Origin of the sequence: Hymenobacter sp., from assembly GCF_031398885.1 — a bacterium.
Classification (GTDB): Bacteria; Bacteroidota; Bacteroidia; order Cytophagales; family Hymenobacteraceae; genus Hymenobacter.
This window is the reverse complement of the sequence record NZ_JANNOD010000113.1, coordinates 1-22,785: the sequence shown is the minus strand read 5'-3', so window position 1 is coordinate 22,785 and position 22,785 is coordinate 1. Positions and strand designations below refer to the sequence as shown.

Below are 22,785 nucleotides of genomic sequence, written 5' to 3'. Positions count from 1 at the left end.
GAGCAGTTGGCCGAAGAATGGGGAATGAAGAATGAAGCAGCTAGTGGCAGTCGTGCACCGTGGCCGGTTGGGCGGCACTGGCCTCGGTGGTGGGCGGATTCAGTTGCGGGCTCAGGTAAGGAATGCCCAGCCCCAGGCCGCGCACGATGAAGAGCACCGCCAGCACCGAAGCCGCGTAGGGCACGGCCCGGCGCAGGCGCGAGCGCCAGCGCAGCGGCACCAGCCGCCCGCTCAGCGCCAGCCCGAACATGAGCGGCAGCGTGCCCAGGCCGAAGCAGGCCATGTAAGCCGCCGCGCCCGCTACGCCCGGCGCGCTCAGCGCCCCGGCCAGCGCCAGGTACACCAGGCCGCAGGGTAGCAGGCCGTTGAGCACGCCCGTGGCGTACAAGGCGGGCAGCGTCGGCTGCTGAAACAGGCGGCCCAGCGTGTTTTTCACCCAGGCCAGCGGCCGGTGCAGCCCCAGCCAACCCGCCATGCGTCTGGTGTAGCGCTCCGGCACCGCCACCAACAGCAGAATCAACACGCCCGAGGCAATGGACAAGCCCTGCTGCACCCCGGCCAGGCGCAGGCCCTGGCCCACCAGCCCGGCCCCGGCCCCCAGCGTGGCGTAGGTCGTGACCCGGCCCAGGTTGTAGAGCAGCCGGCCACCGGCGTAGCGCAGCGGCGACGTGGCCGCACCCACGCTACCGGGCAGCGCCAGGGCAATGGCCCCGCACATGCCCACGCAGTGAAAGCTGCCCAGCAACCCAAACAGGAATCCGGCGAAAATCAATGAGCAGTGAACAGTTAGCAGTGAATAGTGAGCAGTGAGGAAGTTCTGGCCCTTTCGCCTTTCCCCAATTCTTCATTCCTCATTCTTCATTCCTCATTCAATAACGGTGAGGTCTTGTTCTAGAAAATAGGCCTGCCCGCCCGCCGTAAAATCCAGCTGCACCCGCCACAAGCCGGGCGCCATTTTATTGGTGTTGATGAGTTGCCGCTGGTCGGCCGCAAGCTGCAAGGGCAGCGTGAAATCCAAAGCTTTATCGGAGGGGCGGAAGAAGTGGACCTGCCCTTGCACCGCTTGCCCCGCCAGGGCGGCCGGTAGCTGCAGGGTCAGGCGCCGGCTGGCGGCATCGTGGCGCACCTGCACGGGAGTGGGCAGGGCGGCGGTGCGGGCCACCGCGTTCATGCGCTGCTGGTGGGCCAGCTCTTTCTGGTAGTAGTCGGCACTGACCAGGTTCACGTCGGTCTGCATGGCCTGGTACACCATCGAGCCGATGTAGACGGCGAAAAGCACGAACACGGCAACGATGGCGTAGGGCCAGGCGCTGCGTTTGGGAGGTGCGGTGATGGGAGATGTCATAATCAATTGAAATAAGAACGTCATGCAGAGCGCAGCGAAGCATCTCGCCCGCATCGTTCAACGGGGCAACCTCACCCCCGGCCCCGGTTCGCTTGATGCGCGAAGCCCGCGGAGAGGGGAGCCTGACGCCAGGGCCGAACCGGTGCCCCCTCTCCACGGGCTTCGCGCTTGTAGCGAACTGGGGGTCAGGGGGTGAGGTTCGGCTGGCGGCGTTCAGCATGACGGCCTTTGGGCTAAATTTTCATTACTGCGACGGCCCGAGAAACTTGGTGCTGGTTTCCGAAATCAGCTGGCCGCCGCTGAACACACCGATGCGGATTTTCTGGTTAGTGCGGTGCAGGGCCGTGCGGGGTAATTCGGCGAAGAAGACGCCTTCGGTGATGCCCTGCGCGGGCAGCTTCAGGCCGGCGGTGCCGATGAGCGAAATTTGGCCCTGCGCCGGTTCCAGGATGCGCAGGGTGATGGGGTAGCGGCGGTTGGTTTTGTTGATGATGGAGATGTTGTAGAGGTTGGTGATGGTGCCGCGCTCGGTTTTCTGGTAGAGCTGCCCCGGCGTGCGCAGCACCGTGGCCTGCACGTTGGCGCGCGACACCAGCAGGCCCGTGAGCACGGCCAGCAGCAGGACCAAGCCGCCCGACAAGGCCTTCACGCGGCCCGTGAATCGGAACTTGGTGCCGTTGGCAATGCCGTTTTCCGAGGCGTGCCGAATCAATCCTTGCGGCAGCTTCACCAGGTCCATGATGGCGTCGCAGGCGTCGATGCAGGCCGTGCAATTCACGCATTCCATTTGGGTGGCGCCGTTGCGGATGTCGATGCCGGTGGGGCAGACCTGCACGCACTGGTGGCAGTCGATGCAGTCGCCGGCGGTGCGCGCCTGGTTTTTGTGCAGCTTCGCGCGCGGCTCGCCCCGCTGGTAGTCGTAGGCCACCACCAGGCTGTCCTGGTCGAGCAGCACGCCCTGCAGGCGGCCGTAGGGGCACACAATGGTGCACACCTGCTCCCGAAACCGCGCAAACACGGCGTAGAACACGCCCGTGAACCCGACCATGGCCGCCAGCCCGCCCAAGTGCGCCGTGAGCGGGTCCGTCACGATGGCCACCAGCGCATCCGAGCCGATGATGTAGGCCAGGAAGGTATTGGCAATGAGAAACGACACGGCCAGGAACAGGACGTGCTTGGTGGTTTTGCGCCAGGTTTTGTTCCAGTCCCAGTCAGCGCGGTCCAGCGCCTTTTGCTGGGGGGCGTCGCCTTCGAGCCAGTACTCGATGCGCCGGAAGACCATTTCCAGAAAGATGGTCTGCGGGCACACCCAGCCGCAGAACACCCGCCCGTACACCACCGTGAACAGGATGATGAACACGAGAAACGTGAGCGTGGCCAGCAATAGGATGAAGAAGTCCTGGGGCCAGAAAATCTGCCCCAGAATGATGAACTTCCGCGCCGGCAGGTTCCACATCAGTAGGGGCAGACCGTTGAGCCGCAGCCAGGGCCCGGCAAACAGCACCGCCAGCAAGCCGTAGCTGAGCCCCTTGCGGGCCCGGTAGAGCCGCCCGGTGGGCTTCTTGGGGTAAAGCCACACCCGCTGGCCCGCCGCGCCCACCGTGGAAATGGTGTCGCGGTACGCGTCGTCGGGCTTGAATTGGGTGGGGGTCATGGTGTAAGGGCCTCACCCCCCGGCCCCCACTCCTTCAGAGAGGGGGAGCCACGGCGGCGCAGACGGGAAAAATGCTGGTGTGTTGGGGTACTGTTTTGTCGACTGGCACCCCCTCTCTGAAGGAGAGGGGGCCGGGGGGTGAGGCTCTCCGCTAGCGCATGGCCAGCGGTTTGGCCACGGCTTCCTTCTCGCCCTGCGGCGGCTTGGGGTTGGCGGGCTGCGAGCCCAGCAGGCTCAGGGCGTAGGAGGTCACCTGCAGAATCTGCTTGCCCGAGAGCTTACCTTTCCAGGCCACCATGCCCTTGCTCGGGATGCCGTACTTAATGGTTTTGTAGACGTGGTTCACCTCGCCGCCGTGCAGCCAGAAGTCGTCGGTCAGGTTGGGGCCGACTTTGCCCTCGGCGTTGGCGCCGTGGCAGGGGGCGCAGTTGGTCACGTAGATGCTTTTGCCGCTGCTCAGGTCGGCCGCGGTGGTCAGGGCCAGGTAGGTGGTGAGCTTGGTCGGGTCGTCGGCGCCGGCCGCGACGAGCAAGGCCGCCTGGCGCATCTCGGTTTCGTACTCAGCCGTTTGCAGCTGGCCTTTTTGCGTCACGTGGTAGTATCCCACGTACACGAAGGCAAACACGATGGTGAAGCCGAACCCGTACTTCCACCACGGCGGCAGGTCGTTGTCGAACTCGCGGATGCCGTCGTAGTTGTGGTCCAGCTCCTCGTCGCGCACGTCGCCCCGCACCAGCGCGGGGTCGCCCACCAGCAGGCCCAGCATTTTGCCGCTCCAGGTGTTGTGCACCGTGGGCAGGTCGTAGAGCTGGCGCAGCTGCGGCCGCATCTGCACGGCAACCATGATGCCCACGAACAGCAGCACCAGCAGCAGCAGCCCCAGCAGGCCCAGCAGCACCCAGAACAGCAGCTCCTGCTCGTTCATGGCGGCCGCTTTGGCCGGGGCGTCGGCCGCCGGGGTTTGGGCGCTAACCGTGCCGTTTAACAGCAACGAGGCTGCGGTCAGCAGTCCCAACCGGGCAGTTTTAACGGACGCTAACATGAGGGGTTGGGTTTAACGGCGGCGGGTTGGTCGTCTTCCAGCGGCAGCCGGCTCATGGCGGCGATGTACTGGCGGTTGACGACCAGCACATAGACCAGGAGGGCCACAAAAAACAGGAAGAAGATAACGAAGGAGATGAGCGGGTAAATGGCAATGCCCGTGATGGACTGCAGAACGTTTTTGTACATGATGCGTGGGGATTAGGGCTTTGGATTATCAGCAGACCGAAACCTCACCCCCTGACCCCCTCTCCCGCGGAGAGGGGGCACCGGTTCGGCCCTGGCGTCAGGCTCCCCTCTCCTGGGGAGAGGGGCCGGGGGTGAGGTTGCGCAACTACTGCGCCGCCGCGGCTTCGGCCGTGGCCGCGGCCTGCTCGGGCTTCACCTTGATGTCGGTGCCCAGGCGCTGGAGGTAGGCAATCAGGGCCACGATTTCCCGGTCGGATTTCACATCGATATTCTCCTTTTTTAGGTCAGCCACGATGCCCTTGGCCTGCCGCTGGGCGTCGGCCACGGCTTGCCGGTCGTAGCCGGCGGGGTAGGGCGTGCCCAGCTGTTGGAGCACCCGGATTTTAGCGGGTAGGTCGGTGTAGTCGATTTCGTTGTCGAGCAGCCAGGGGTAGGGCGGCATGATGGAGCCGGGCGACATGCTCGTAGGGTCCAGCATGTGGTTGTAGTGCCAGGAGTGCGGGTACTTGCCGCCCACGCGGTGCAAATCGGGGCCGGTGCGCTTGCTGCCCCACAGGAAGGGCCGGTCGTATACAAACTCGCCGGCTTTGCTGTACTCGCCGTAGCGCTCGGTTTCGGAGCGGAACGGGCGCACCATTTGGGTGTGGCAGTTCGAGCAGCCTTCCTTGATGTAGAGGTCGCGGCCCTGCAATTCCAGCGAGGTGTAGGGCTTCACCGAGGCAATGGTGGGCACGTTGGATTTGACCAGGAACATGGGCACCATTTCAATCACGCCGCCGATGAGGATGGCCACCGTGGCGCCCACGGCCAGCTGAAACGGGCGGCGCTCCAGCCAGCGGTGCCAGTGCCCGCCGGTGGCGTGGGGGTCCTGGGCCGCCGGCAGCAGCGCGGGCGCCTCGGCCCTTTCGTTGGCCAGCAGCGTGCCGGCCTTAGCCGTCCGGTACAGGTTGTACATCATCAGGAACACACCGCTCAGGTAGAGCAGCCCGCCGAGGCCGCGCAGGTAGTACATAGGCACCAGCTGCAGCACGGTTTCGAGGAAGTTGGGGTATTGCAGCATCCCCTCGGCGTTGAACTGCTTCCACATCAGCCCCTGCGTGAAGCCGGACCAGTACATGGGGATGGCGTAGAACAGGATGCCCAACGTGCCCAGCCAGAAGTGCGTGGTGGCCAGCTTGGTGGAGTGCAGCGGCGTTTTGTAGAGCCGCGGCCACAGCCAGTAGAGCATCCCGAAAGTCAGGAAACCGTTCCAGCCCAGGGCCCCCACGTGCACGTGGGCCACAATCCAGTCGGTGAAGTGGGCCAGGGCGTTCACGTTCTTCAGCGCCAGCATCGGGCCCTCGAAGGTGGCCATGCCGTAGGCCGTCACGGCCACCACGAAGAACTTGAGCACAGGCTCGGTGCGCACCTTGTCCCAGGCGCCGCGCAGGGTCAGCAGGCCGTTTATCATGCCGCCCCAGCTCGGGGCAATCAGCATGATGCTGAAGGCCACGCCCAGGCTTTGGGCCCAGTCGGGCAGGGCGGTGTAGAGCAAGTGGTGCGGCCCGGCCCAGATGTAAATGAAAATCAGCGACCAGAAGTGAATGATGCTCAGACGGTAGGAATACACCGGCCGCTCCGCCGCCTTGGGCAGGAAGTAGTACATCATGCCCAAATAGGGCGTGGTCAGGAAAAACGCCACCGCGTTGTGGCCGTACCACCACTGCACCAGCGCGTCCTGCACGCCGGCGTAGGCCGAGTAGCTTTTCATGAAGCTCACCGGCAGGGCCGCCGAGTTGACGAGGTGCAGCACGGCCACCGTCAGGAACGTGGCGATGTAGAACCAGATGCCCACGTACAGGTGCCGCTCGCGCCGCCGGGCAATGGTGCCGAACATGTTCCAGCCAAACACCACCCACACCACCGTAATGGCAATGTCGATGGGCCACTCCAGCTCGGCGTACTCCTTGGAAGTGGTCAGGCCCAGCGGCAGCGAAATCACGGCCGACACGATGATGAGCTGCCAGCCCCAGAAGTGCACCTTACTGAGCACGTCGGAGAACATGCGCGTCTTGCACAGGCGCTGCAGCGAGTAGTACACGCCCGTGAAAATGCCGTTGCCGACAAAGGCGAAAATGACGGCGTTGGTGTGCAGCGGCCGGATGCGGCCGAAGGTGGTGTAGGCGTTGCCCAGGTTCACCTCGGGCAGCGCCAGCTGAAACGCCGCCAGCACCCCCACCAGCATCCCGATGATGCCCCAGACGACGGTGGCAATGCCAAAGTCGCGGACAATCCGGTTGTCGTAGAAGAAGGTTTCAATTCCGCGCACGGGCGGCGGCGGCGCCAGCAGCGGCTGCGTAGTAGCAGTCGGTAATTCTAATTCAGCTTGCATGGCCTGAGAAGAGGGTTTTTTACTACTTCAAAGGTCCCCCGAGGGTATTTCGGAAAAGATGACGAACGTCAGCCGGGCGGCTGATTGATGTCAGGCGACGGGGCTAACATCAAAAAGGCGAATTTTTGATGTTAGCCCAATAAATGTGGTTAGATTTGATGCTTTGGGTGTCACCTAACATCAATTAAGCCTGTTCTTGATGCCAGCAATTATCCCGTACCGCATAAATCCTGACCGTGACAAGCCGTGGAATGACTTGCCTGACCTGCCCATCGCCCCGGAGCTGTGGCGCACGCCCGAACTGCTGGAACAGTTGGGCCACGCGCGCGAAGCCCTGGGGCGGTTGCACGGCCGGAGCGTGGCCATTCCCAACCAGGGGCTGCTGATAAACTCCATCAGCCTGCAGGAAGCCAAAGCGTCCAGCGCCATCGAAAACATCTTCACCACCGACGATGAGCTGTACCGGGCCTTCAGCGAAACCAAAGCCGACCGGGCGGAAGGCCCCGCCAAAGAAGTGCTGCGCTACCGCGAGGCGCTGTGGAGCGGCAATAATTTTCTGAAAGGTGAGCCCGGCTTCACCCGCAGCTACTTTGTGCGCATGGTGCAGGAAATCAAGCAAGTGGAGGAAGGCATCCGGCCGCCCTTCACGGCCACCGTCATCCGCCAGGGCGGCAGCGGCCCCAACGCGGGCAAGGCCGTTTACACGCCGCCGCGCGGGGCAGGCATCCTCGAAACCAAGCTCGACAACCTGCTTGCGTTCGTGAACGACGACCAAGCCTATCCGCTGCACCCGCTGCTGAAGATGGCCATTGCCCATTATCAATTCGAAGCCATCCATCCGTTTCGCGACGGCAACGGGCGCACGGGCCGCATTTTCAACATCCACTACCTGGTAAAAAAAGGCCTGCTCGACTACCCCATTTTGTACCTGAGCCGCTACATCCTGGCGCACAAGGAGGCGTATTACGGGGCCTTGGCCGGGGTGTCGCAGCGCGGCGACTGGCACGCGTGGCTGCGCTACATGCTCACGGCGGTGGAGGTAACGGCCAACCTGACCTTCGATAAAATCAACCGGATTCTGGAGGCGCGCGACGCGGTGCTGGCGGTTATCCAGACCCAGAAAAGCATCCGCCGCCCCGACCAGCTGACCCAAAAGATTTTCACCCAACCCATCACCCGCATCAAGCACCTCACCGAAGACCGTACCTACGCCCTCAACACCGCCCGCGACTACCTCAACAAGCTGGTGGAGCTTCAGGTACTGGAGAAAAAGACCGTGCAAGGCAACCTGTATTACATCAACCGGGAGCTGTATTCGATTCTGGAGGATTAGCGCAATTACTGGCAAGGGCCAGCCACTTGCCGTTCATAACCTATCCGTGCATCGCAATTTCAACCAGTTCGGTAACGCGCTGCCACGCTATTCCCGCCTGCTGCTCCTGTGTCAAGGCGTGGCCTTTTTCAATTAGCTCAATTCGGGGAATGATGCCAACCGCCTGCGTATGCACCATCGTTTTGAGGTTGAGGGTATCGGCATAGCCCGGAAGCTGCGTTTGCAGCCAGCCGAAGTAGGCTGGCTCTTCCGTGCGCCGCTCGTCGTTCCACCGTTCGTTCACCCGAATGAAATTCTCCTCGCTCAGGCTGGTCCAGACATTCCAGCAGAACAACTCATTCGAACCAGTGACTGGAATTTCAATGCGCCCCCGAATGAAGAAATGAGCTTCGTCCACCACGCAAAGGCTTTCTGTGAGTTCAATCCTGGCGTTTCTTTCCTCAGGCGGAACGCTGAAGTAAAAGTCGGGAAATTCTGCCCCGAAACACATGGGAAATTCACCGTGAAATTCCCCGCATCGGGAGCAAGTGAAACCGTCCATGCCAGCAAGCTCGAAAACCTGATTTGAGTAGCAACGAGGCTCCGAAGGTACAGTGAGCTGCCGAGGCTATTTCTCCTGCGTGATTTCTTCGTCAAACAGCATCCGTACCGCGGGCGTGTAGGTGTCCTCGTATTGGCCCGAGCGCACGGCCCACAGGAACGCGCCCAGAAACGTGAGGGCTACGAGCAGGCTGATGGCAATGAGCAGGAAGATGATGGTCATGTTTAGAAGGTTTAGCAACAGAATTTTGGAGAACGTCATGCTAAGCCGGGCTAACGGAACCTCACCCCCTGACCCCCTCTCCCGCGGAGAGGGGGCACCGGTTCGGTCCTAGCGTCAGGCTCCCCTCTCTTTTGGAGAGGGGCCCGCCCCGCAGGGGTCTCGTGAGGTTCCACCGGCTGCACTTAATCTAAAGCCTCTGCCGGTGGGCGGCGTAACGCACCAGCAGGGTGGCAAACACCATTACGCTGAGCGAGCTGATGGGCATGAGGATGGCCGAGGCAATGGGCGTGAGCAGGCCCTGCACCGCCAGGCTCAGGCCGATGCCGTTGTAGCAAAACGAGAGGCCGAAGGTGGCTAGCACGATGAAGCGGCAGTCGCGGGCGAAGCGCAGGATGGTGGCCAGCCGGCCGAAGCTGCTGGCTTCGAGAATGGCGTCGCAGGCGGGGGAGAAGTTGGTGAGGGTCTCGGTGAGGGCAATGCCGACGTCGGCCCGCTGCAGGGCGCCGGCGTCGTTCAGGCCGTCGCCCACCATCACCACCCGGCGGCCCTGCTGCTGCAAGGCTTCCACGTAAGCCAGCTTGTCCAGCGGTGACTGCCGGAACCGCAGCTCAGCCCCGGCCCCGAACAGCTGGCGGAGCGGGATGACGTCCGCGTCGTTGTCGCCGGTGAGCAGCGCCAGCTGGTGGCGTTGGCCCAGCTCCTGCAACAGCTCCGGCAGGTTCGCGCGGTACTGGCTGCGGATATCGTAGCACCCGGCCGGCTGGTCATTCAGCGCCACGTACACGCGGGTTTGCTGCTCGGTCGGCGCTTGCGCAGGTGCATTAGCCCCGACAAAAGCTGCCGAGCCTGCGCGGACCTGCGTGCCAGCCACCACGCCACTGATGCCTTGCCCCGGCGTTTCAGCGTAGTTCTCAACCACAAAGTCTGTAGGCCCCAAATGCGCGGCCAGCCGCTGGCTCAGCGGGTGCGTGGACTGACTGACCAGGGCCGCCACGCGCTGCGCATCGTCGCTGGTCAGGGCGGGGCCGGAGAAGCTGACGGGGGAGCGTTGGGTGTCGGTGAGGGTACCGGTTTTGTCGAACACCAGCGTATCGGCGCGGCTCAGGGTTTCGATGACGGCGGCGTTTTTCAGGTAGAGCTGGCGGCGGCCCAGCACCCGCAGCGCGGCGCCCATGGCGAAGGGCGTGGCCAGCGACAGCGCGCAGGGGCAGGCAATAATCAGCACCGAGGTGAAGGCGCGCAGGGCCATTTGCGGGTCCCGGGGGTACCAGTACAGCACGGCGCCCACGGCCAGCGTCAGCGTCAGGGCCACGAAGTAGCGGCCGACGTGGTTGGCGTAGGTTTCCAGCGTGGGCCGGGCTGCCTTCTCGAACGCGGGATTGTTCCAGAGCTGGGTGAGGTAGCCTTGCGAGACTTCGCGCACCACTTCCAGCTCCACGGCCTCGCCCACCTGCCGCCCGCCGGCATAGACTACTTCGCCCACGGCCTTGGCCACCGGCACGCTCTCGCCCGACACGAAGCTGTAGTCTATCAGCCCCGCGCCGCGCAGGAGCACGGCATCGGCCGGAATGATTTCCTGGTGCCGCACCCGGATGCGCTGCCCGGCCTGCAGCTCCTTCACCGATACCGACTGCTCGCCGGTTTTGGTGAGCCGCGTGACGGCCACGGGGAAGTAGGAGGTGAAGTCGCGGTCGAAGCGCAGGGCGTCGTAGCTGTGCTGCTGCACCCATTTGCCGATGAGCATGAAGAACACCAGGCCCGTGAACGAATCGAAATAGCCCGGCCCGCGCTGCGTGAGCACGTCGAACACGCTCGTCACAAACAGGGCGGTGAGGCCGAGGCTAATGGGAAAATCGAGGTTGATGTAGCGCTGCCGCAGCCCCTGCCAGGCCGACTGGTAAAACCCGCGCGCACTCACCAGCAGCACCGGCAGCGCCAGCAGCAAACTAAGCCAGCCGAAGAAGCGCCCGAACGCGGCGTGCAGGCCTTCGGTGAAGGAAAAGTAGTCGGGAAAGGCCAGCAGCATCACGTTGCCAAAGCCAAAGGCCGCCACGCCCAGCTGGTAGTACAGCGTGCGGCTGGCGGCGTGGGGCTGGGCGCCCAGCTCGGCCAGCGTAATCTGCGGCTCGTAGTTGAGGGCGGCCAGCAGGGTCACCACGGCCTTGAGGCTGGTGGTAGCCGGCTGGTAGCTTACCGTTAGCTCCTTGCGCAGGAAATTTACCCGCGACTCTCGGATGCCCGCGTCGAGCTTGAAGAGGTTTTCGAGCAGCCAGATGCAGGAGGCGCAGTGCATCTGCGGAATGGTGAGCGTGAGCCGGGCCAGCGCGGGCGAGCGGAACGCCAGCAGCTGGCTCTGAACCGATTCCAGGTCGAGGTAGTCGAAGCGGCCCGGCAGCTCCACCGTCTGCACGCGCTGGCCGGCCTGCTCGTCGAGGCGGTAGTACGTGCACAGGTTGTTGGCCGCCAGCAGCTCGTACACGGCCCGGCAGCCCGGGCAACAAAAATGCAGCTCGGGCTGGCCCTCCAGCGCGATGGGCTCGTCGGGACACTCGTCGCCGCAGTGGGTGCAGGCAACGCGGGCAATGGTTTCGGAAGCAGCGGTAAGGGGCACGGGCGGGCAGGCTATTGGCAGCCCCAAAGCTCCGATTCGTCGCCCGTCGGCAAGCTGACGAAAATCAGGCGCGGGGCTGATTCATCTCAGCGTGCGGGGCTGCTGACGCCTCAGTGGCCCGCGTGCGCCGGTTTTCCTCGGCAAATACTTCCAGCAGCACCCCGAGGTAGGAGAGCAGCAGCGGCCCAATCACCAAACCCAGAATGCCGAATAGGCCCACGCCCAGCGTCACGCCGGCCAGGGTCACGAGCGGGTGAATGTGGCCCATGCGCCGGGCCAGCACGATGCGCAGCAGGTTGTCCACGTTCATCACCACCACGAAGCCCACCAGCAGGATGCCCACGCCCTGCCCGGTGGCGCCGTGCGCAAACTGATACAGCGCCGCCGGCCCCCACACCAGGGGCGTGCCCAGCACCGGAACGAAGGCCACGAAAAAACCAATAGCGCCCCAGAACGCCGGGTCGGGCACCCCAAACACCCACAGCAGCAGGCCCGTGAGCAGGCCCTGCACCGCCGAAATTAGTACCTGCCCCAGCACGTTGGCCTGCACGTTGTTCTGCAGGGCGTCCTGGAGCTGGTCCAGCGTATCGGGCCGAAAGGGCAGGTAGCGGCGCAGGTTGCGCAGAAACGCTTCTTCCTGCACGAACAGAAAGTACAGGGTGAACAGCAGCAGCCCCACCACCACCGCCAGGTGCAGCACGCTGCCGGCCAGCGTGGGCAGCCACCGGCTCACGGCACTGGCGGCCTGGCCTAGCAGCGTCCGCACGTTCTGCTCGCTGCTGAACGAAACGCCGGTGAGCCGCTCCAGCCGCCGCACCACCGCCAGCACCTGCTCCGTATACTGCCCGATGCTGCGCAGCCGCTCGAACAGCATGGTGCTGAGGGCGTAGAAGGGAATGACCAGGGCCACCACCGTAAAAATCAGCAGCCCCACCGTTACCAGTTGCCGGTTCCAGCCGCGCCGGTGCACCAGGGCCGTGAACCACGGCCGCAGCGCCACGTACAAAATGCCCGCGCCCAGAAAAGCCGAGATGTAACTCGCCAGCCCAACCAGCACGAGCCCGCCCAGGGCGGCCAGCACCACCATCAGCAGCACGTGCCGTTGGCGCGGCGTGAAAATGTTGGTGGGGGCAGTCGCCATGAGTCAGGGGATTGAAAAGCTGCCTTTTCAGCCGCGCGGCGGCGGTCAAAATTTGCGGGCGTGGCAGGCCGCGCAGTCCGTCGGCGTTGGCAGGGCGTAGGCCCGCCGGTGAATCGCCGCGTCCATGGCTTGCTGGAAAGCATTCAGCAGCTGGCTGCGGGCGGCATCCGGCAGGCCCGGCAGCGCCTCTTCCATGGCCGTGCGGTACACGTGGGCCATAAAGTTCGGGCCGTACCGTGTAAAGAACCGGTCGTGCACGTGGCCGAACGAAACCCGCTCGGCCGAAGCAATGGACAGCGCCAGCGCCCGCCATTCCTTCGCGTTGTTTTCCAGGTCGAATTGTAGTTCCTGCGTCATGGGATGGCGGAAAGCGGCGGGCAAGCAAAACGGCTTCCCGGATTGTTCGGAAAGCCGCCTTCGCCGGGATCTAATGTCCAGTGAAGGGCCCAAAACTACCGGGCCCCTCCCGCCCCGGGCATGACAAACCTCACCCGCAAACCTGATTTTGAACATGAGACACGGGGCGCGGGCAGGGTCCAGCCCATTACACAGTTCTCGGGGCTACCCGCGCGAACCACTTCGCGGCGAGTGCGCCGGCGCACGTCTTGCAGCCCTGCTGCCTACCACCGGGCCCGGCGCAGCTTCTCGGGCTCCAGCACCCGGATGTGCTTGGACGTCAGCTCAATCAGCCCGTCGGCTTTGAACTCGCTCAGCGTGCGAATCAGCGACTCGGGCGCGGTGCCCACCATCGCGGCCATGTCGTCGCGCGAGAGCTGAATGCCGGCGTCCGGCGCGTCGCCGGCGTGCGCGTGCAGGTGCAGCAGCGCGTCGGCCACGCGGCGGCGGATGGAGCTGTAGGCCATGGCCAGCAGCTGGGTTTCGCGCTCGTGCACGCGGCCCGCCAGCAGGCGGATGAACTGCTGGCCCACCTCGGGGTTGCGCAGCAGCAGCTGCGTGAAGTCGTCCTGCGGGATGTAGAGCAGCTCCGAGTCGGCCACGGCCACGGCCGAGTCGGTGTGCGACGTGTGGTCGAGCAGGGCCAGGTAGCCGAAAAACTCGCCGGGGCCGTAGAGGCCCGTAATCAGCTCCTTGCCGCCGTCGGTGGTTTTCACGGTTTTCACCCGGCCGGCCTGCACGAAGTACACCCGCGCGGGCTCGTCGCCTTCCAGGTACACGTCCTGCTTTTTGCGAACGAGGTGGACTTTGCGGTCCGCCGACAGGCCGGCCAAGTTGCCCACGGCGCGGGCGTCGTCCAGAAACTCGCCCAGGCCGCCTTGCTGCAAATCGTACTCGGGCTTGAGGTGCTGGAAGCGGTTGAGCCGGCCGGTGATGGCGCTCAGCAGCTCGGCTTTGTCGAAGGGCTTGGTCAGGTAGTCGTCGGCGCCCAGGGCCATGCCGCGGCGCAGGTCGAGGCGCTCGGTTTTGGCCGTGAGGAAGATGAACGGCACGCCGGCCAGCTGCGCGTTCTGGTTGAATATCTGGAGCACGCCGTAGCCGTCGAGCACGGGCATCATGATGTCGCACACCACCAGGTCGGGCTTGGTGGCCAGGGCCTGCGCCACGCCCAGTTGGCCGTTTTCGGCCGTGAGCACCGCAAAGCCGGCCATTTCGAGCAGCTCGGCGGTGTTCTCGCGGATGATGACGTCGTCTTCAATCAGCAGAATGGTTTTCATAGGGGATGGTGATGGTGACGGTGGTGCCCACGTTCAGCGCGCTGTGCAGAGCGATGGTGCCCCCCATCAGCTCCAGATACTTGGCAATGATGTAGAGCCCCAGGCCCGTGCCCGGCACGGTGCTCACGTTGCGGGCCCGGAAAAACCGCTCGAACAGGTGCTCCTGGTCTTCCGGGGAAATGCCCACGCCCTGGTCCGCCACGCGCAGCGTGAGCTGCCGGTCCTGGCAGGCGGCCAGCACGTGTATCACCGAGCCTTCGCCCGAATACTTGATGGCGTTGGACAGCAGGTTGACCAGAATTTTGCGCAGCAGCGACGCATCCAGCCGGATGAGGCCGGCGCACTCCCCCGCGCTTTCAATGCGCTGGCCCGTTTTGAGCAGGCCCTGCACGTCCACCACCGTTTCGCCCAGCAGCGTCTGCATGTCCAGCGTGGCCGGCGTGGCTTCCACGCGGCCCTCCTCGATGCGGCCCACCGACAGAAATTCTTCGAGAATGTCGTTCAGCTGCTTCACCGAGGAGCGGATGCGGTCCACGTGCTTCAGTTGCTTGTCCCTGAGCGGGCCCTGGGCGTAGTCGGCAATCAGCTCGGCCGAGGTGAGCACTCCGGTCAGGGGCGTGCGGAACTCGTGCGAGGCCATGCTCACGAAGCGCGACTTCATCTCGCCCAGTTCCTGCTCCGCCGCCAGGGCCTGGGTGAGTTCCTGGCCGCGCTTTTCCAGTTGCTCCAGCGTCACCATCAGGGCGTGGGTGCGGTCGGCCACCTTCTGCTCCAGGTCGGCGTTGAGGCGGGCCACGCGCCGGTGCTGGGCCACCAGCTCCAGCTCGGCGTCTTTTTTGGCGGTGATGTCGAGCACGTAGGCCACCACGTACAGCTCCTCATCGAGGTGGAAGTAGCTCAGGCTCACTTCCACCGGAAAGTCGGTGCCGTCCCGGCGCTGGCCGCGCAACACCCGGTGCTGGCCCATGCCGCGCACCTGCGGGTGGGCGTTGAAGCTCTCGCGCAGCTGCTGGTGGTGCCGGCCGGCGGCGTCGGGCACCAGCACTTCGATGCGCTGGCCCAGCAGCTCGGCCGACGGGTAGCCAAACTGCTGCCCGGCCAGCTCGTTGGCCGACACGATGTCGCCGGTCCGGTTGCAGACGATGATGCCGATGGTGGCGTTGGTGAACACCGCCTCGAAGCGCCGCACGCTGTGGGCCAGCTCGCGCTCGGCCTGCTGCAGGCGGTTTTGCTTGGTGATGTGAATCAGAAAAAACGGCCGCTCGCCGTCCTGGAAATAGGTCAGCTCCAGGTAGGCGCTGAAGGCCTCGCCGGTGTGGCGGCGGATTTCCGCTTCCACGGCCTGGTGGCCCTCGCGCCGGGCCTGTTCGCAGAGGGCGGCCCACTGGTCGGGCGTCCAGGGCGGGGAGCGCAGCGAGTGGTCGGGGTCGGCCAGGAAGATTTCCTCCGAGGGGTAGCCCAGCAGGCGCACCCCGGCCGGGTTCACCTGCGTGAACCAGCCCAGGGCGGGGTCGTAGATGCCAAAGAATTCCTTGGCCTGCGTGTACAACAGCGCGGTTAAGGCGCCGGAGGAAGAGCTTGGAAGCATGGGAAAGGAGTGGGCCGAGGCAGTTGGTTTATCGGAACCGCCCCGGCCAAGCGCGCCGGCAAGGTCGGCATTATTGCCTCCGAACCTGACAATTGTCAGTTCGCCGCCTGATGACCATCATACGGGCCGCCCCCCTGGTTCGGTAATTTTGCGGCTACTTGTTTACTTCGGGTCCGATGACAGCCACTCCTCTTCCGCTTCCCCTGCCCGCCGACGCCGCGATGCTGCTGGTGCTGCTGCCGCCCGTCGGCACGGCCCCGCAGGTGCGAGCGGCCACCCTGGCGGCGCTGGCGGCCCTGCAGCGGGAGCTGGGCGCCGCCATCCGGGTGCTCACCGTGGACGAGCTGAGCCACCCCAGCGTGGTGCGCAGCTTCCACGCCACCGACTTGCCCTGCTTCGTGCTCATGCGCCAGGGCGTCGAGCTGCTGCGCGAGTGCGGCTTGCCCGAAGGCGAGGCCATCGTGCCGCTGCTGCTGGAAAAGCTAGGGTCCGCCGGCGTGGCCGTCGAATAGCCGTCCGTTGTTTTCGGGGACGTGCGTTAGTGTTTTTGCCTAAGGAAAGCTGTTTTCGGGGTTGGTACCACTGCCGACGGCGTGTGGCGGCGGGCGTTTTGCTTCCGCTTGGGCATCTATTCGCCGCCAATTCCGTTGAGAAGTGAGCAGAAGCGGGCCAAAGCGCCGAGTTGCTCTGCTAGTTTCCTTCAGGCCAGGCGGCTGCCCACAGCATTCGTACGGGAGGTTGTCGTTCAATTTCCTTATCGTTGCCATGGGCCTCTACCACCTCATTTACCAAAGCCAGGCCGTCGTGCCGTTCGCCGACGCCGAGCTGGCGGCGCTGCTGCTCTGGTCCCGCGCCTACAACCGGCAAATCCACGTCACGGGCCTGCTGCTGCACGCGCCCGACGGCCGCTTTTTGCAAATACTTGAGGGCGAAGATGCCGACGTGCGGCAGCTCTACTACCAAAACATCCTGTCCGACCCGCGGCACTACCAGTGCCAGGTGCTCGGCGAAGGCAGCTGCGCCGAACGCAGTTTCGCCGACTGGAGCATGGGCTGCCGCGTGGCGCAGGCCGACGACCTGCACAAACTGCTGCACAGCGGCGCGCTGAACGCCCCGACCCGCCACGGCCCTCGGCCCACCATCCGTCCCGAGTTGATGGAGCTGCTGCTGGAGTTTGTGGAAGCCAAAGCCGCTCAATAGCTCGTGGGGCCAGGCGCGCCTGGGCCCGGTCCCGGCGGGCGACGAAAAGCGGCCCGACTGCTGTTTTTTCCTGCGCGGTGCGGTCGCGGTGAACAGTCGCTTTTTAGGAGATTATACTCAACCCGGCATCGAAACCATCATTCCCAGCCAATCCAGGCCGGGTGAAACCAGCCGAGTTGGACGAGGAAACCTACCACGGCCGCAACAAAATCGAACGCTTCTTTGGCCGCCTCAAGCAGTACTGGCCCTTTCCCAAACCAAAAATAGCATCATGGCAACTCAAAGCGACATCGCAACCGAGGAAACTCAAATTCGTGAATTAATCGATGCGGGGGCCCGGGCGGTCCGCGCCAAGGACATCGACGGGCTCATGCCCGCTTACGCGCCCGAAGTCGTGTCGTTCGACGTCGTGGGCCGCTTGCACTACCAGGGCGCCGCGGCGGTCAGAAAGCGGACGGAAGAGTGGTTCGCTTCCTTCGAAGGCCCCATCAGCTACGAGGTCAGCGACTTGAGCGTGAGCATCACCCCGGACATGGCGTTCTGCCACCGGATTAACCACGTCCGCGCCACCAAGAACGACGGGGGGCATCTGGACATGCGCTGGCGCGAGACGACGTGCTACCGCCGGCGCGGGGGCCAGTGGCTCATCGTGCACCAGCACAGCTCCGTGCCGTTCGATGCCGCGAGCGGCCAAGCCTCCCTTGACCTCCAGCCGTAGCGCTCGGCGTCGCTACCGGCTGGTCCGCGGGGAGTCGCCGCCTCGCCCTGTTGGGTCACCAGTTTCCAATGCTGATTGACTCTTCCAAATTTTCACCGCTAACGTGAACTCATTGTGACGAAGCCTCCCGCAAAACCGGCGCTCAAGCCCCCGCGGCAGGACCCGAACGCCAGGACCCGGAAAGCCGCAGCGGGAGCCGGTGCTGACAATGATTGGCGACGCGGACATCGTCCGCCCGGAACACGCCGTCGCGTTGTTCCGCCTGATTCCGCATTCTCAGCTCGCCGTGCTCCCCGGCACGGACCACCGCCTGCCCAAGCAGCGGGCCGCGTGGCTGCTGCGGATGCTCGCGGATTTCTTGGCGGCGCCCGTGCCGCCGGCTACGTAAGCGACGCCGGCTCGCGCGGGGCCGGCGTTGAAATGCAGCAGACTGTTCCCCCGGAATAACGGTGGGCCGGCTCATCGCCCAAAATCAAATCGGTAGCGCTGGCTGCTCCATTATGAAGCCCTTCACCATCCACATTCCCCAGCCCACGCTCGATGACCTGCGGGCGCGGCTGGCCAACACCCGCTGGCCCGACGAGGTCGAGGGCGCCGGGTGGGGCCACGGCACCAACCGGGCGTATCTGCGCACCCTGGTGCAGTACTGGCAGGACACCTTCGACTGGCGCAAACAAGAGGCCGTGCTCAACCAGTCGGCCCATTTCCGCGTGGAGGTGGACGGCGTGGGGCTGCACTTCCTCCACGAGCGCGGCCGGGGCGACCACCCGTTGCCCCTGCTGCTGGCCCACGGCTGGCCCGATTCGTTTTACCGCTTCCATAAGCTTTTGCCGCTGCTGACCGACCCCGCCGCGCACGGCGGACGGGCCGAGGACGCCTTCGACGTGGTGGTGCCCAGCCTGCCCGGCTACGGCTTTTCGGACAAGCCCACCCGCCCGGGGGCCGGCGACGGGCGCACGGCCGCGCTGCTGCACCGGCTGATGACCCAGACGCTGGGCTACGCCCGGTTCGGCGCCACGGGGGCGACGTGGGCAGCGGCGTCACCGAGCGGCTGGCCCTGGCCCAGCCCGGCTCACTGGCGGGAATTCACCTAACCGACGTTCCCTACTGGCACCTGTTTGCCCTGCCGCCCGACGACCTTTCGGCGGCCGAACAAGAATACCTCGACCGGGGCAAGCAGTGGCAGATGACCGAAGGGGCCTACGCCCTGCTGCAGGCCACCAAGCCGCAAACCCTCGCCTACGGCCTGGCCGATTCGCCGGCGGGCCTGGCCGCGTGGCTGGTTGAAAAGTTTCAGTCGTGGAGCGACTGCGGGGGCGAAATCGAACGCCGCTTCACCAAAGACGAGCTGTTGACCAATCTCACCCTCTACTGGGCCACGGAAACCATCCGCTCCTCGTTCACGCCGTATTTCGATGAGGAACCCTTTCTGCCCCCGCAGCCCGGCAAAATCCAGGTGCCGACGGGGGTAGCCATTTTTCCGCATGACCTCGTGCCGGCCCCGCGGGCGTATGCCGAGCGGTTTTACAACGTCCAGCGCTGGACCGAGATGCCCCGTGGGGGCCACTTCGCCGCGCTGGAAGAGCCGGAGCTGCTGGCCGAGGACTTGTGGGCTTTCTTCCGGCCGTTGCGCCGCCCCAATGAATACTGACCACAAGAGCTGGCCCGACCCGGTGCGGCTGAACCGCAGCCTGGGCATGAAACTGCTGCTGTTGGCCCTGGGGCTGGCAGTCGTTCATCACGTGGACCACGTGCTGCGCGTGGACCACAGCGGCTGGCCGTTTCTGCCGCGGGCGTCACCGTTCACCTACAGTCTGGCGGTGTATCCCGTCTTCCTGGTCATCCTGCTGGCCCGCGACAAGCCCTGGGTTCGGGTGGTGGGCACCGCCCTGTTGTTTCTGGCTGCCACGCTCACGCACCTCACCGTCGAGCCCCTGCGGGATAAATTTCACACCTGGGCGTACGGAAGCAACCTCCCCGGCCACATCGGGCAGCACAACCTGCTGGGGTTCGACTCGAAAGTCTTGGGCGTGGCTTCCGTCGTGTTGGCCGTGCTCATGTCGCTGGTGCTGTTCGGGGCGCTGCTCGCCTTTGTTCGGAACGCGCGACGGGGCGTATTTGGCAGTCCGGTCGAATAAGGCCCCGCCCAAGTGTTGTTCAAGTCCTCCCTGCGAGGAACTGACCAGGCGCTACGCGGCCGGCAAGCTCGGCTGAATTGGCTTCTTATGAAGAGCTCTACTTGGCTGGCTCATCCAGGGCTTGCCGTTCCAACCCGGCTTTTGCGGCCCGCCGCGAGTTGTCGTTTGTTGCGGGAGCTACCGGCCCGCCGGCCCGCGCCTTTTTTTTCTCCTGGCGCCGGAAGTAGCCGCGCAGCAGGAAGTTGTGTTGCAGGGCTTCCATGCTCTGGTCCAGCTTTTGGGTGCTCAGTTCCGCGTTGCGGACGGTTTGGCGCAGCTGCCCGCTCAGGGCCGTGTCGGTGAGTAGCGTTTGGACCGGCCCGCCGCCGGTGGCCAACTGCCGTTTCAGGCCGGCTACGGTGGCCGCCAGCGTGTCGGAAGTGCCCGCCAGATTCTGCGCGGCGCTTCCCAACTGGCGCGCAAATTCTTGGTCATTGAGCAAATACCCGATGGGGCCGCGGCCCGCCCGCACCCCGCGGGTCAGGGCCTGCACGTCGGTAGCGGCGGTGCGCAACTGGTCCGTGGCCACGGCGGCGTTGCGCGCGCTTCGGCTAATATCGGCCGTGAGCTGCTCGTTGCTCAGCAGCTTCCACAGGGCCTCGCTGCCGTTGAGCTTGTCGGTTACTTCGCGCAGGCCCTGGGTGATGCCGACCAGGTTCTTGTTGGAGATGTCGAGGGTGCCGAGCATGGCGTCGATGCCCACCGGCGTGCGCGTGCGCAGCTGGTCGCCGGGGTCCACGGGCGCGGCGGGGCCCGCGCCGGCCATCAGGTTGATGATGGTGTTGCCCACCAAGCCGTCGGTGCCGATGACGGCCACCGCGTTTTTGCGCACGAACGCCCGGGCGTCCCGGTTCAGGCTCATGTGCACGCGCACGGTGGTGTCGTTGCGTATCTCAATCTTCTTCACCGTGCCCACGGTGATGCCGCCCAGGCGCACGTTGTTGCCGGTGAGTAGGCCCGACACGTTCCGAAAATCCGCCCGCACGGCCAGGCTTTTGCTGAACAGGTTCTGCTGCCGGCCCAGCAGGTACAGGGTCACCAGCAGGCAGCCCAGCCCCACGGCCACGAATAGACCGAGACGAACATTATTAGTGGCGGGGCGCTGGGGCATGGGGCGGGGGGCAATTAAGAATTAACAATTAAGAATTAGCAATTAATAATTAAGAATGAGCAATTAAGAATTAATAATGAGCAATGAGCAAAAGGAACGTCATGTAGGGCGCAGCAAAGCAGCTTGCGTGCAACCTGACCCCCGGCCCCGGTTCGCTGCAAGCGCGAAGCCCGCGGAGAGGGGAGCCTGACGAAGCGGTGGGGATGCTTCGACTACGCTCAGCGTGAAGTTCTTGTGTCACGACGTTCTTGTGGTAAGAGGTTGGCAGGCCGTTGTCTGGCCCACGGGCATCAGGCGAAAAACTCGTGGATTTTCGGGTCGTCTTGCTGCTGGAGCGCCTCGTAGGTGCCCTCGGCGTAACAGCGGCCGTCCACGAGCATGGCCACGCGGTCGGCGGTGAGGCGTACGCAGTTCATGTCGTGCGAGATGATGAGGGCCGAGGTGTGGTACTTGTGCTGCACCTCGCGCAGCAGGTGGCTGATTTCGCGGGCCGTGATGGGGTCGAGGCCCGTGGTGGGCTCGTCGTAGAGGATGATGGCGGGCCGCAGAATGAGCGTGCGGGCCAGGGCAATGCGTTTGCGCATGCCGCCCGAGAGCTCGGCCGGCATCTTGTCGGCGGTGTCGGCCAGGCCCACGTCTTCCAGCGCCTGCTGCACCAGCTCCTGTTCCTGGGCCGGGGTGTGGGCCAGCCACTGGCGGCGCAGCGGAAAGAGCAGGTTTTCGCTCACGGTCATCGAGTCGTACAGGGCATTGCTCTGGAAGAGAAAGCCCAGCTTGGCCCGCAGCCGGTCCATGGCCTCGTGGTCGAGGGCGGCCACGTCCTGGCCCAGCACCGTGATGGCGCCCTCGTCCACCGGCAGCAGGCCGATGATGCACCTGACGAGCACCGATTTGCCCGAGCCGGATTTGCCCAGCACCACCACGTTTTCGCCCGGGTTCAGAGCGAGCGAAAAATCCTGCAGCACGTGGTTGTCGCCAAACGATTTGCTCACGTGCGCCACGGTGAGCACGGCCTCGGTGGCGGGTGGCGGCGCGGGCTGGGTGGTGGGTTCGGGAAGCATGTGGGCGATGGAATCGGTTTGGATTTTAGACGTTAGACATGAGAATTGTTCTGCCGATTTCTAACGTCTCACGTCTCACGTCTCAATTGATGCCCAGCAAGCCGGTAATCTGCACGGCCAGCAAGTCCAGGATGAAAACGACCAGTGAGGAAACCACTACGGCGCTGTTGGCGGCCTGGCCCACGCCCTCGGTGCCTTTGTCGGCGTAATACCCCTTGTAGCAGCCAATGAGGCCGATGGCGAAGCCGAAGAAGAAGGTTTTGATAAACGCCGGCAGCACGTCGCCGAAAGTGAGGTTGCCCAGAACATTGTTGACGAACAGGGCCATCGTCGTCACGCCCTGGGTGTTGATGCCGACATAGGAGGCGAACAAGCCGATGCCATCGGCCAGCACGGTGAGCACCGGCAGCATGATCAGCATCGCCACCAGGCTCGGCGCGACCAGGTAGCGCACCGGGTTGACGCCGATCACGCGCAGCGCGTCGATTTCCTGCGACACCTGCATGGTGCCGATGCGCGCGGCCAGCGCCGAGCCGGAGCGCCCGGCGACCAGGATGCCGACGATCAGCGGCGCGAACTCGCGCGTGATGGACAACGCCACCAGCGGCACCAGCTTGGTCTCGGCGCCGAAGGTCTCCAGCGTGTGCAGCCCCTGGATGGCGAGCATCAGGCCGACCGTGAACAGCAGCAGCGCGCAGATCGGAATGGCGCGCACGCCGATCTCCATCATCTCGGCGATCACCGGCTCGATCCGCACCGGCTGGCGGTGGCGCCGGCCGACCGCGATCCAGTAGAGGCTCTCCGCCAGC

The 22,785-nt window shown here is 64.6% G+C and carries 24 protein-coding genes; 8 read left to right on the top strand and 16 right to left on the bottom strand.

The genetic code is table 11. The features are described from left to right. Positions 1-40: 40 nt before the first annotated feature. The 6 genes from RMO51_RS20065 to ccoN form a co-directional block, all read right to left on the bottom strand. The gene (locus RMO51_RS20065) at positions 41-772 is read right to left on the bottom strand and encodes a sulfite exporter TauE/SafE family protein (protein ID WP_310397758.1); all 732 of its coding nucleotides are present in this window, start codon (positions 770-772) and stop codon (positions 41-43) included. Between the two features lie 93 nt (positions 773-865). Continuing rightward, on the bottom strand, positions 866-1,345 hold the full coding sequence (locus tag RMO51_RS20060; protein WP_310397757.1) for a FixH family protein: 480 nt from the start codon (positions 1,343-1,345) through the stop codon (positions 866-868). Between the two features lie 244 nt (positions 1,346-1,589). Then, positions 1,590-2,999, bottom strand: a complete 1,410-nt coding sequence (gene ccoG, locus RMO51_RS20055; protein WP_310397756.1) for a cytochrome c oxidase accessory protein CcoG — start codon at positions 2,997-2,999, stop codon at positions 1,590-1,592. A 151-nt stretch (positions 3,000-3,150) separates the two neighbouring features. Beyond that, complete coding sequence (locus RMO51_RS20050; protein ID WP_310397755.1) at positions 3,151-4,041, bottom strand: cbb3-type cytochrome c oxidase N-terminal domain-containing protein; 891 nt, start codon at positions 4,039-4,041, stop codon at positions 3,151-3,153. Beyond that, positions 4,035-4,229 carry a hypothetical protein gene (locus RMO51_RS20045; RefSeq protein WP_310397754.1) on the bottom strand — a complete coding sequence of 65 codons (195 nt, stop codon included), beginning with the start codon at positions 4,227-4,229 and terminating at the stop codon, positions 4,035-4,037. The genes RMO51_RS20050 and RMO51_RS20045 overlap by 7 nt, the downstream gene beginning before the upstream one ends. Before the next feature lie 145 nt (positions 4,230-4,374). Beyond that, on the bottom strand, positions 4,375-6,600 hold the full coding sequence (ccoN, locus tag RMO51_RS20040) for a cytochrome-c oxidase, cbb3-type subunit I (protein WP_310397753.1): 2,226 nt from the start codon (positions 6,598-6,600) through the stop codon (positions 4,375-4,377). A gap of 199 nt (positions 6,601-6,799) precedes the next feature. Between ccoN and RMO51_RS20035 the strand changes: the two genes are divergently transcribed. Next, on the top strand, positions 6,800-7,933 hold the full coding sequence (locus RMO51_RS20035; RefSeq protein WP_310397752.1) for a Fic family protein: 1,134 nt from the start codon (positions 6,800-6,802) through the stop codon (positions 7,931-7,933). A 40-nt stretch (positions 7,934-7,973) separates the two neighbouring features. Here RMO51_RS20035 and RMO51_RS20030 read toward each other — a convergent pair whose 3' ends face one another. From RMO51_RS20030 to RMO51_RS20000, 7 genes are all read right to left on the bottom strand, one after another. Continuing rightward, entirely contained in the window at positions 7,974-8,474 is a 501-nt protein-coding gene (locus tag RMO51_RS20030) for a DUF2199 domain-containing protein (RefSeq protein ID WP_310397751.1), read from the bottom strand. A 66-nt stretch (positions 8,475-8,540) separates the two neighbouring features. Then, complete coding sequence (gene ccoS, locus RMO51_RS20025) at positions 8,541-8,696, bottom strand: cbb3-type cytochrome oxidase assembly protein CcoS (protein ID WP_310397750.1); 156 nt, start codon at positions 8,694-8,696, stop codon at positions 8,541-8,543. A 187-nt stretch (positions 8,697-8,883) separates the two neighbouring features. Continuing rightward, positions 8,884-11,307, bottom strand: coding sequence for a heavy metal translocating P-type ATPase metal-binding domain-containing protein (locus tag RMO51_RS20020; protein ID WP_310397749.1), 2,424 nt, complete (start codon positions 11,305-11,307; stop codon positions 8,884-8,886). 64 nt (positions 11,308-11,371) lie between these two features. Beyond that, the gene (locus RMO51_RS20015) at positions 11,372-12,448 is read right to left on the bottom strand and encodes an AI-2E family transporter (protein WP_310397748.1); all 1,077 of its coding nucleotides are present in this window, start codon (positions 12,446-12,448) and stop codon (positions 11,372-11,374) included. A gap of 45 nt (positions 12,449-12,493) precedes the next feature. After that, positions 12,494-12,805: a hypothetical protein gene (locus RMO51_RS20010; protein ID WP_310397747.1), complete on the bottom strand. Its 312-nt coding sequence runs from the start codon at positions 12,803-12,805 to the stop codon at positions 12,494-12,496. A gap of 263 nt (positions 12,806-13,068) precedes the next feature. Next, positions 13,069-14,121, bottom strand: coding sequence for a response regulator (locus RMO51_RS20005; RefSeq protein WP_310397746.1), 1,053 nt, complete (start codon positions 14,119-14,121; stop codon positions 13,069-13,071). Next, complete coding sequence (locus RMO51_RS20000; protein WP_310397745.1) at positions 14,099-15,709, bottom strand: PAS domain-containing sensor histidine kinase; 1,611 nt, start codon at positions 15,707-15,709, stop codon at positions 14,099-14,101. Before RMO51_RS20000 ends, RMO51_RS20005 begins: the two co-directional genes overlap by 23 nt. Positions 15,710-15,885: 176 nt before the next feature. Here RMO51_RS20000 and RMO51_RS19995 point away from each other — a divergent pair, with 176 nt between their 5' ends. From RMO51_RS19995 to RMO51_RS19965, 7 genes are all read left to right on the top strand, one after another. After that, on the top strand, positions 15,886-16,221 hold the full coding sequence (locus tag RMO51_RS19995) for a thioredoxin (protein ID WP_310397744.1): 336 nt from the start codon (positions 15,886-15,888) through the stop codon (positions 16,219-16,221). 253 nt (positions 16,222-16,474) lie between these two features. Continuing rightward, a complete protein-coding gene (locus RMO51_RS19990; RefSeq protein WP_310397743.1) occupies positions 16,475-16,909 on the top strand; it encodes a BLUF domain-containing protein in 435 nt (144 codons plus the stop codon). A 271-nt stretch (positions 16,910-17,180) separates the two neighbouring features. Further along, positions 17,181-17,627 carry an SgcJ/EcaC family oxidoreductase gene (locus RMO51_RS19985; protein ID WP_310397742.1) on the top strand — a complete coding sequence of 149 codons (447 nt, stop codon included), beginning with the start codon at positions 17,181-17,183 and terminating at the stop codon, positions 17,625-17,627. A 199-nt stretch (positions 17,628-17,826) separates the two neighbouring features. Next, positions 17,827-18,015, top strand: coding sequence for a hypothetical protein (locus RMO51_RS19980; RefSeq protein WP_310397741.1), 189 nt, complete (start codon positions 17,827-17,829; stop codon positions 18,013-18,015). 112 nt (positions 18,016-18,127) lie between these two features. Then, positions 18,128-18,721: an epoxide hydrolase gene (locus tag RMO51_RS19975; protein WP_310397740.1), complete on the top strand. Its 594-nt coding sequence runs from the start codon at positions 18,128-18,130 to the stop codon at positions 18,719-18,721. Beyond that, on the top strand, positions 18,655-19,278 hold the full coding sequence (locus RMO51_RS19970) for an alpha/beta hydrolase (RefSeq protein WP_310397739.1): 624 nt from the start codon (positions 18,655-18,657) through the stop codon (positions 19,276-19,278). Before RMO51_RS19975 ends, RMO51_RS19970 begins: the two co-directional genes overlap by 67 nt. Continuing rightward, on the top strand, positions 19,268-19,765 hold the full coding sequence (locus tag RMO51_RS19965) for a hypothetical protein (RefSeq protein WP_310397738.1): 498 nt from the start codon (positions 19,268-19,270) through the stop codon (positions 19,763-19,765). The genes RMO51_RS19970 and RMO51_RS19965 overlap by 11 nt, the downstream gene beginning before the upstream one ends. Positions 19,766-19,862: 97 nt before the next feature. On the opposite strand, the gene RMO51_RS19960 is transcribed toward RMO51_RS19965, so the two are convergent. The 3 genes from RMO51_RS19960 to RMO51_RS19950 form a co-directional block, all read right to left on the bottom strand. Beyond that, positions 19,863-20,915 (bottom strand): MlaD family protein, encoded by a 1,053-nt coding sequence (locus RMO51_RS19960; protein WP_310397737.1) that lies wholly within the window; start codon positions 20,913-20,915, stop codon positions 19,863-19,865. Positions 20,916-21,205: 290 nt separating this feature from the next. Beyond that, positions 21,206-21,976: an ATP-binding cassette domain-containing protein gene (locus RMO51_RS19955; RefSeq protein ID WP_310397736.1), complete on the bottom strand. Its 771-nt coding sequence runs from the start codon at positions 21,974-21,976 to the stop codon at positions 21,206-21,208. Positions 21,977-22,058: 82 nt separating this feature from the next. Then, the coding region (locus RMO51_RS19950) for an ABC transporter permease (protein ID WP_310397735.1) at positions 22,059-22,785 on the bottom strand (727 nt) is incomplete at its 5' end.

Coding starts and splice junctions, on each gene's coding strand:
- RMO51_RS20060 (WP_310397757.1), bottom strand. CDS start 1,345: ATGACATCTCCCATCACCGCACCTCCCAAACGCAGCGCCTGGCCCTAC.
- ccoG (WP_310397756.1), bottom strand. CDS start 2,999: ATGACCCCCACCCAATTCAAGCCCGACGACGCGTACCGCGACACCATT.
- RMO51_RS20050 (WP_310397755.1), bottom strand. CDS start 4,041: ATGTTAGCGTCCGTTAAAACTGCCCGGTTGGGACTGCTGACCGCAGCC.
- RMO51_RS20045 (WP_310397754.1), bottom strand. CDS start 4,229: ATGTACAAAAACGTTCTGCAGTCCATCACGGGCATTGCCATTTACCCG.
- ccoN (WP_310397753.1), bottom strand. CDS start 6,600: ATGCAAGCTGAATTAGAATTACCGACTGCTACTACGCAGCCGCTGCTG.
- RMO51_RS20035 (WP_310397752.1), top strand. CDS start 6,800: ATGCCAGCAATTATCCCGTACCGCATAAATCCTGACCGTGACAAGCCG.
- RMO51_RS20030 (WP_310397751.1), bottom strand. CDS start 8,474: ATGGACGGTTTCACTTGCTCCCGATGCGGGGAATTTCACGGTGAATTT.
- ccoS (WP_310397750.1), bottom strand. CDS start 8,696: ATGACCATCATCTTCCTGCTCATTGCCATCAGCCTGCTCGTAGCCCTC.
- RMO51_RS20015 (WP_310397748.1), bottom strand. CDS start 12,448: ATGGCGACTGCCCCCACCAACATTTTCACGCCGCGCCAACGGCACGTG.
- RMO51_RS20010 (WP_310397747.1), bottom strand. CDS start 12,805: ATGACGCAGGAACTACAATTCGACCTGGAAAACAACGCGAAGGAATGG.
- RMO51_RS20005 (WP_310397746.1), bottom strand. CDS start 14,121: ATGAAAACCATTCTGCTGATTGAAGACGACGTCATCATCCGCGAGAAC.
- RMO51_RS20000 (WP_310397745.1), bottom strand. CDS start 15,709: ATGCTTCCAAGCTCTTCCTCCGGCGCCTTAACCGCGCTGTTGTACACG.
- RMO51_RS19995 (WP_310397744.1), top strand. CDS start 15,886: ATGACAGCCACTCCTCTTCCGCTTCCCCTGCCCGCCGACGCCGCGATG.
- RMO51_RS19990 (WP_310397743.1), top strand. CDS start 16,475: ATGGGCCTCTACCACCTCATTTACCAAAGCCAGGCCGTCGTGCCGTTC.
- RMO51_RS19985 (WP_310397742.1), top strand. CDS start 17,181: ATGGCAACTCAAAGCGACATCGCAACCGAGGAAACTCAAATTCGTGAA.
- RMO51_RS19975 (WP_310397740.1), top strand. CDS start 18,128: ATGAAGCCCTTCACCATCCACATTCCCCAGCCCACGCTCGATGACCTG.
- RMO51_RS19965 (WP_310397738.1), top strand. CDS start 19,268: ATGAATACTGACCACAAGAGCTGGCCCGACCCGGTGCGGCTGAACCGC.
- RMO51_RS19960 (WP_310397737.1), bottom strand. CDS start 20,915: ATGCCCCAGCGCCCCGCCACTAATAATGTTCGTCTCGGTCTATTCGTG.
- RMO51_RS19955 (WP_310397736.1), bottom strand. CDS start 21,976: ATGCTTCCCGAACCCACCACCCAGCCCGCGCCGCCACCCGCCACCGAG.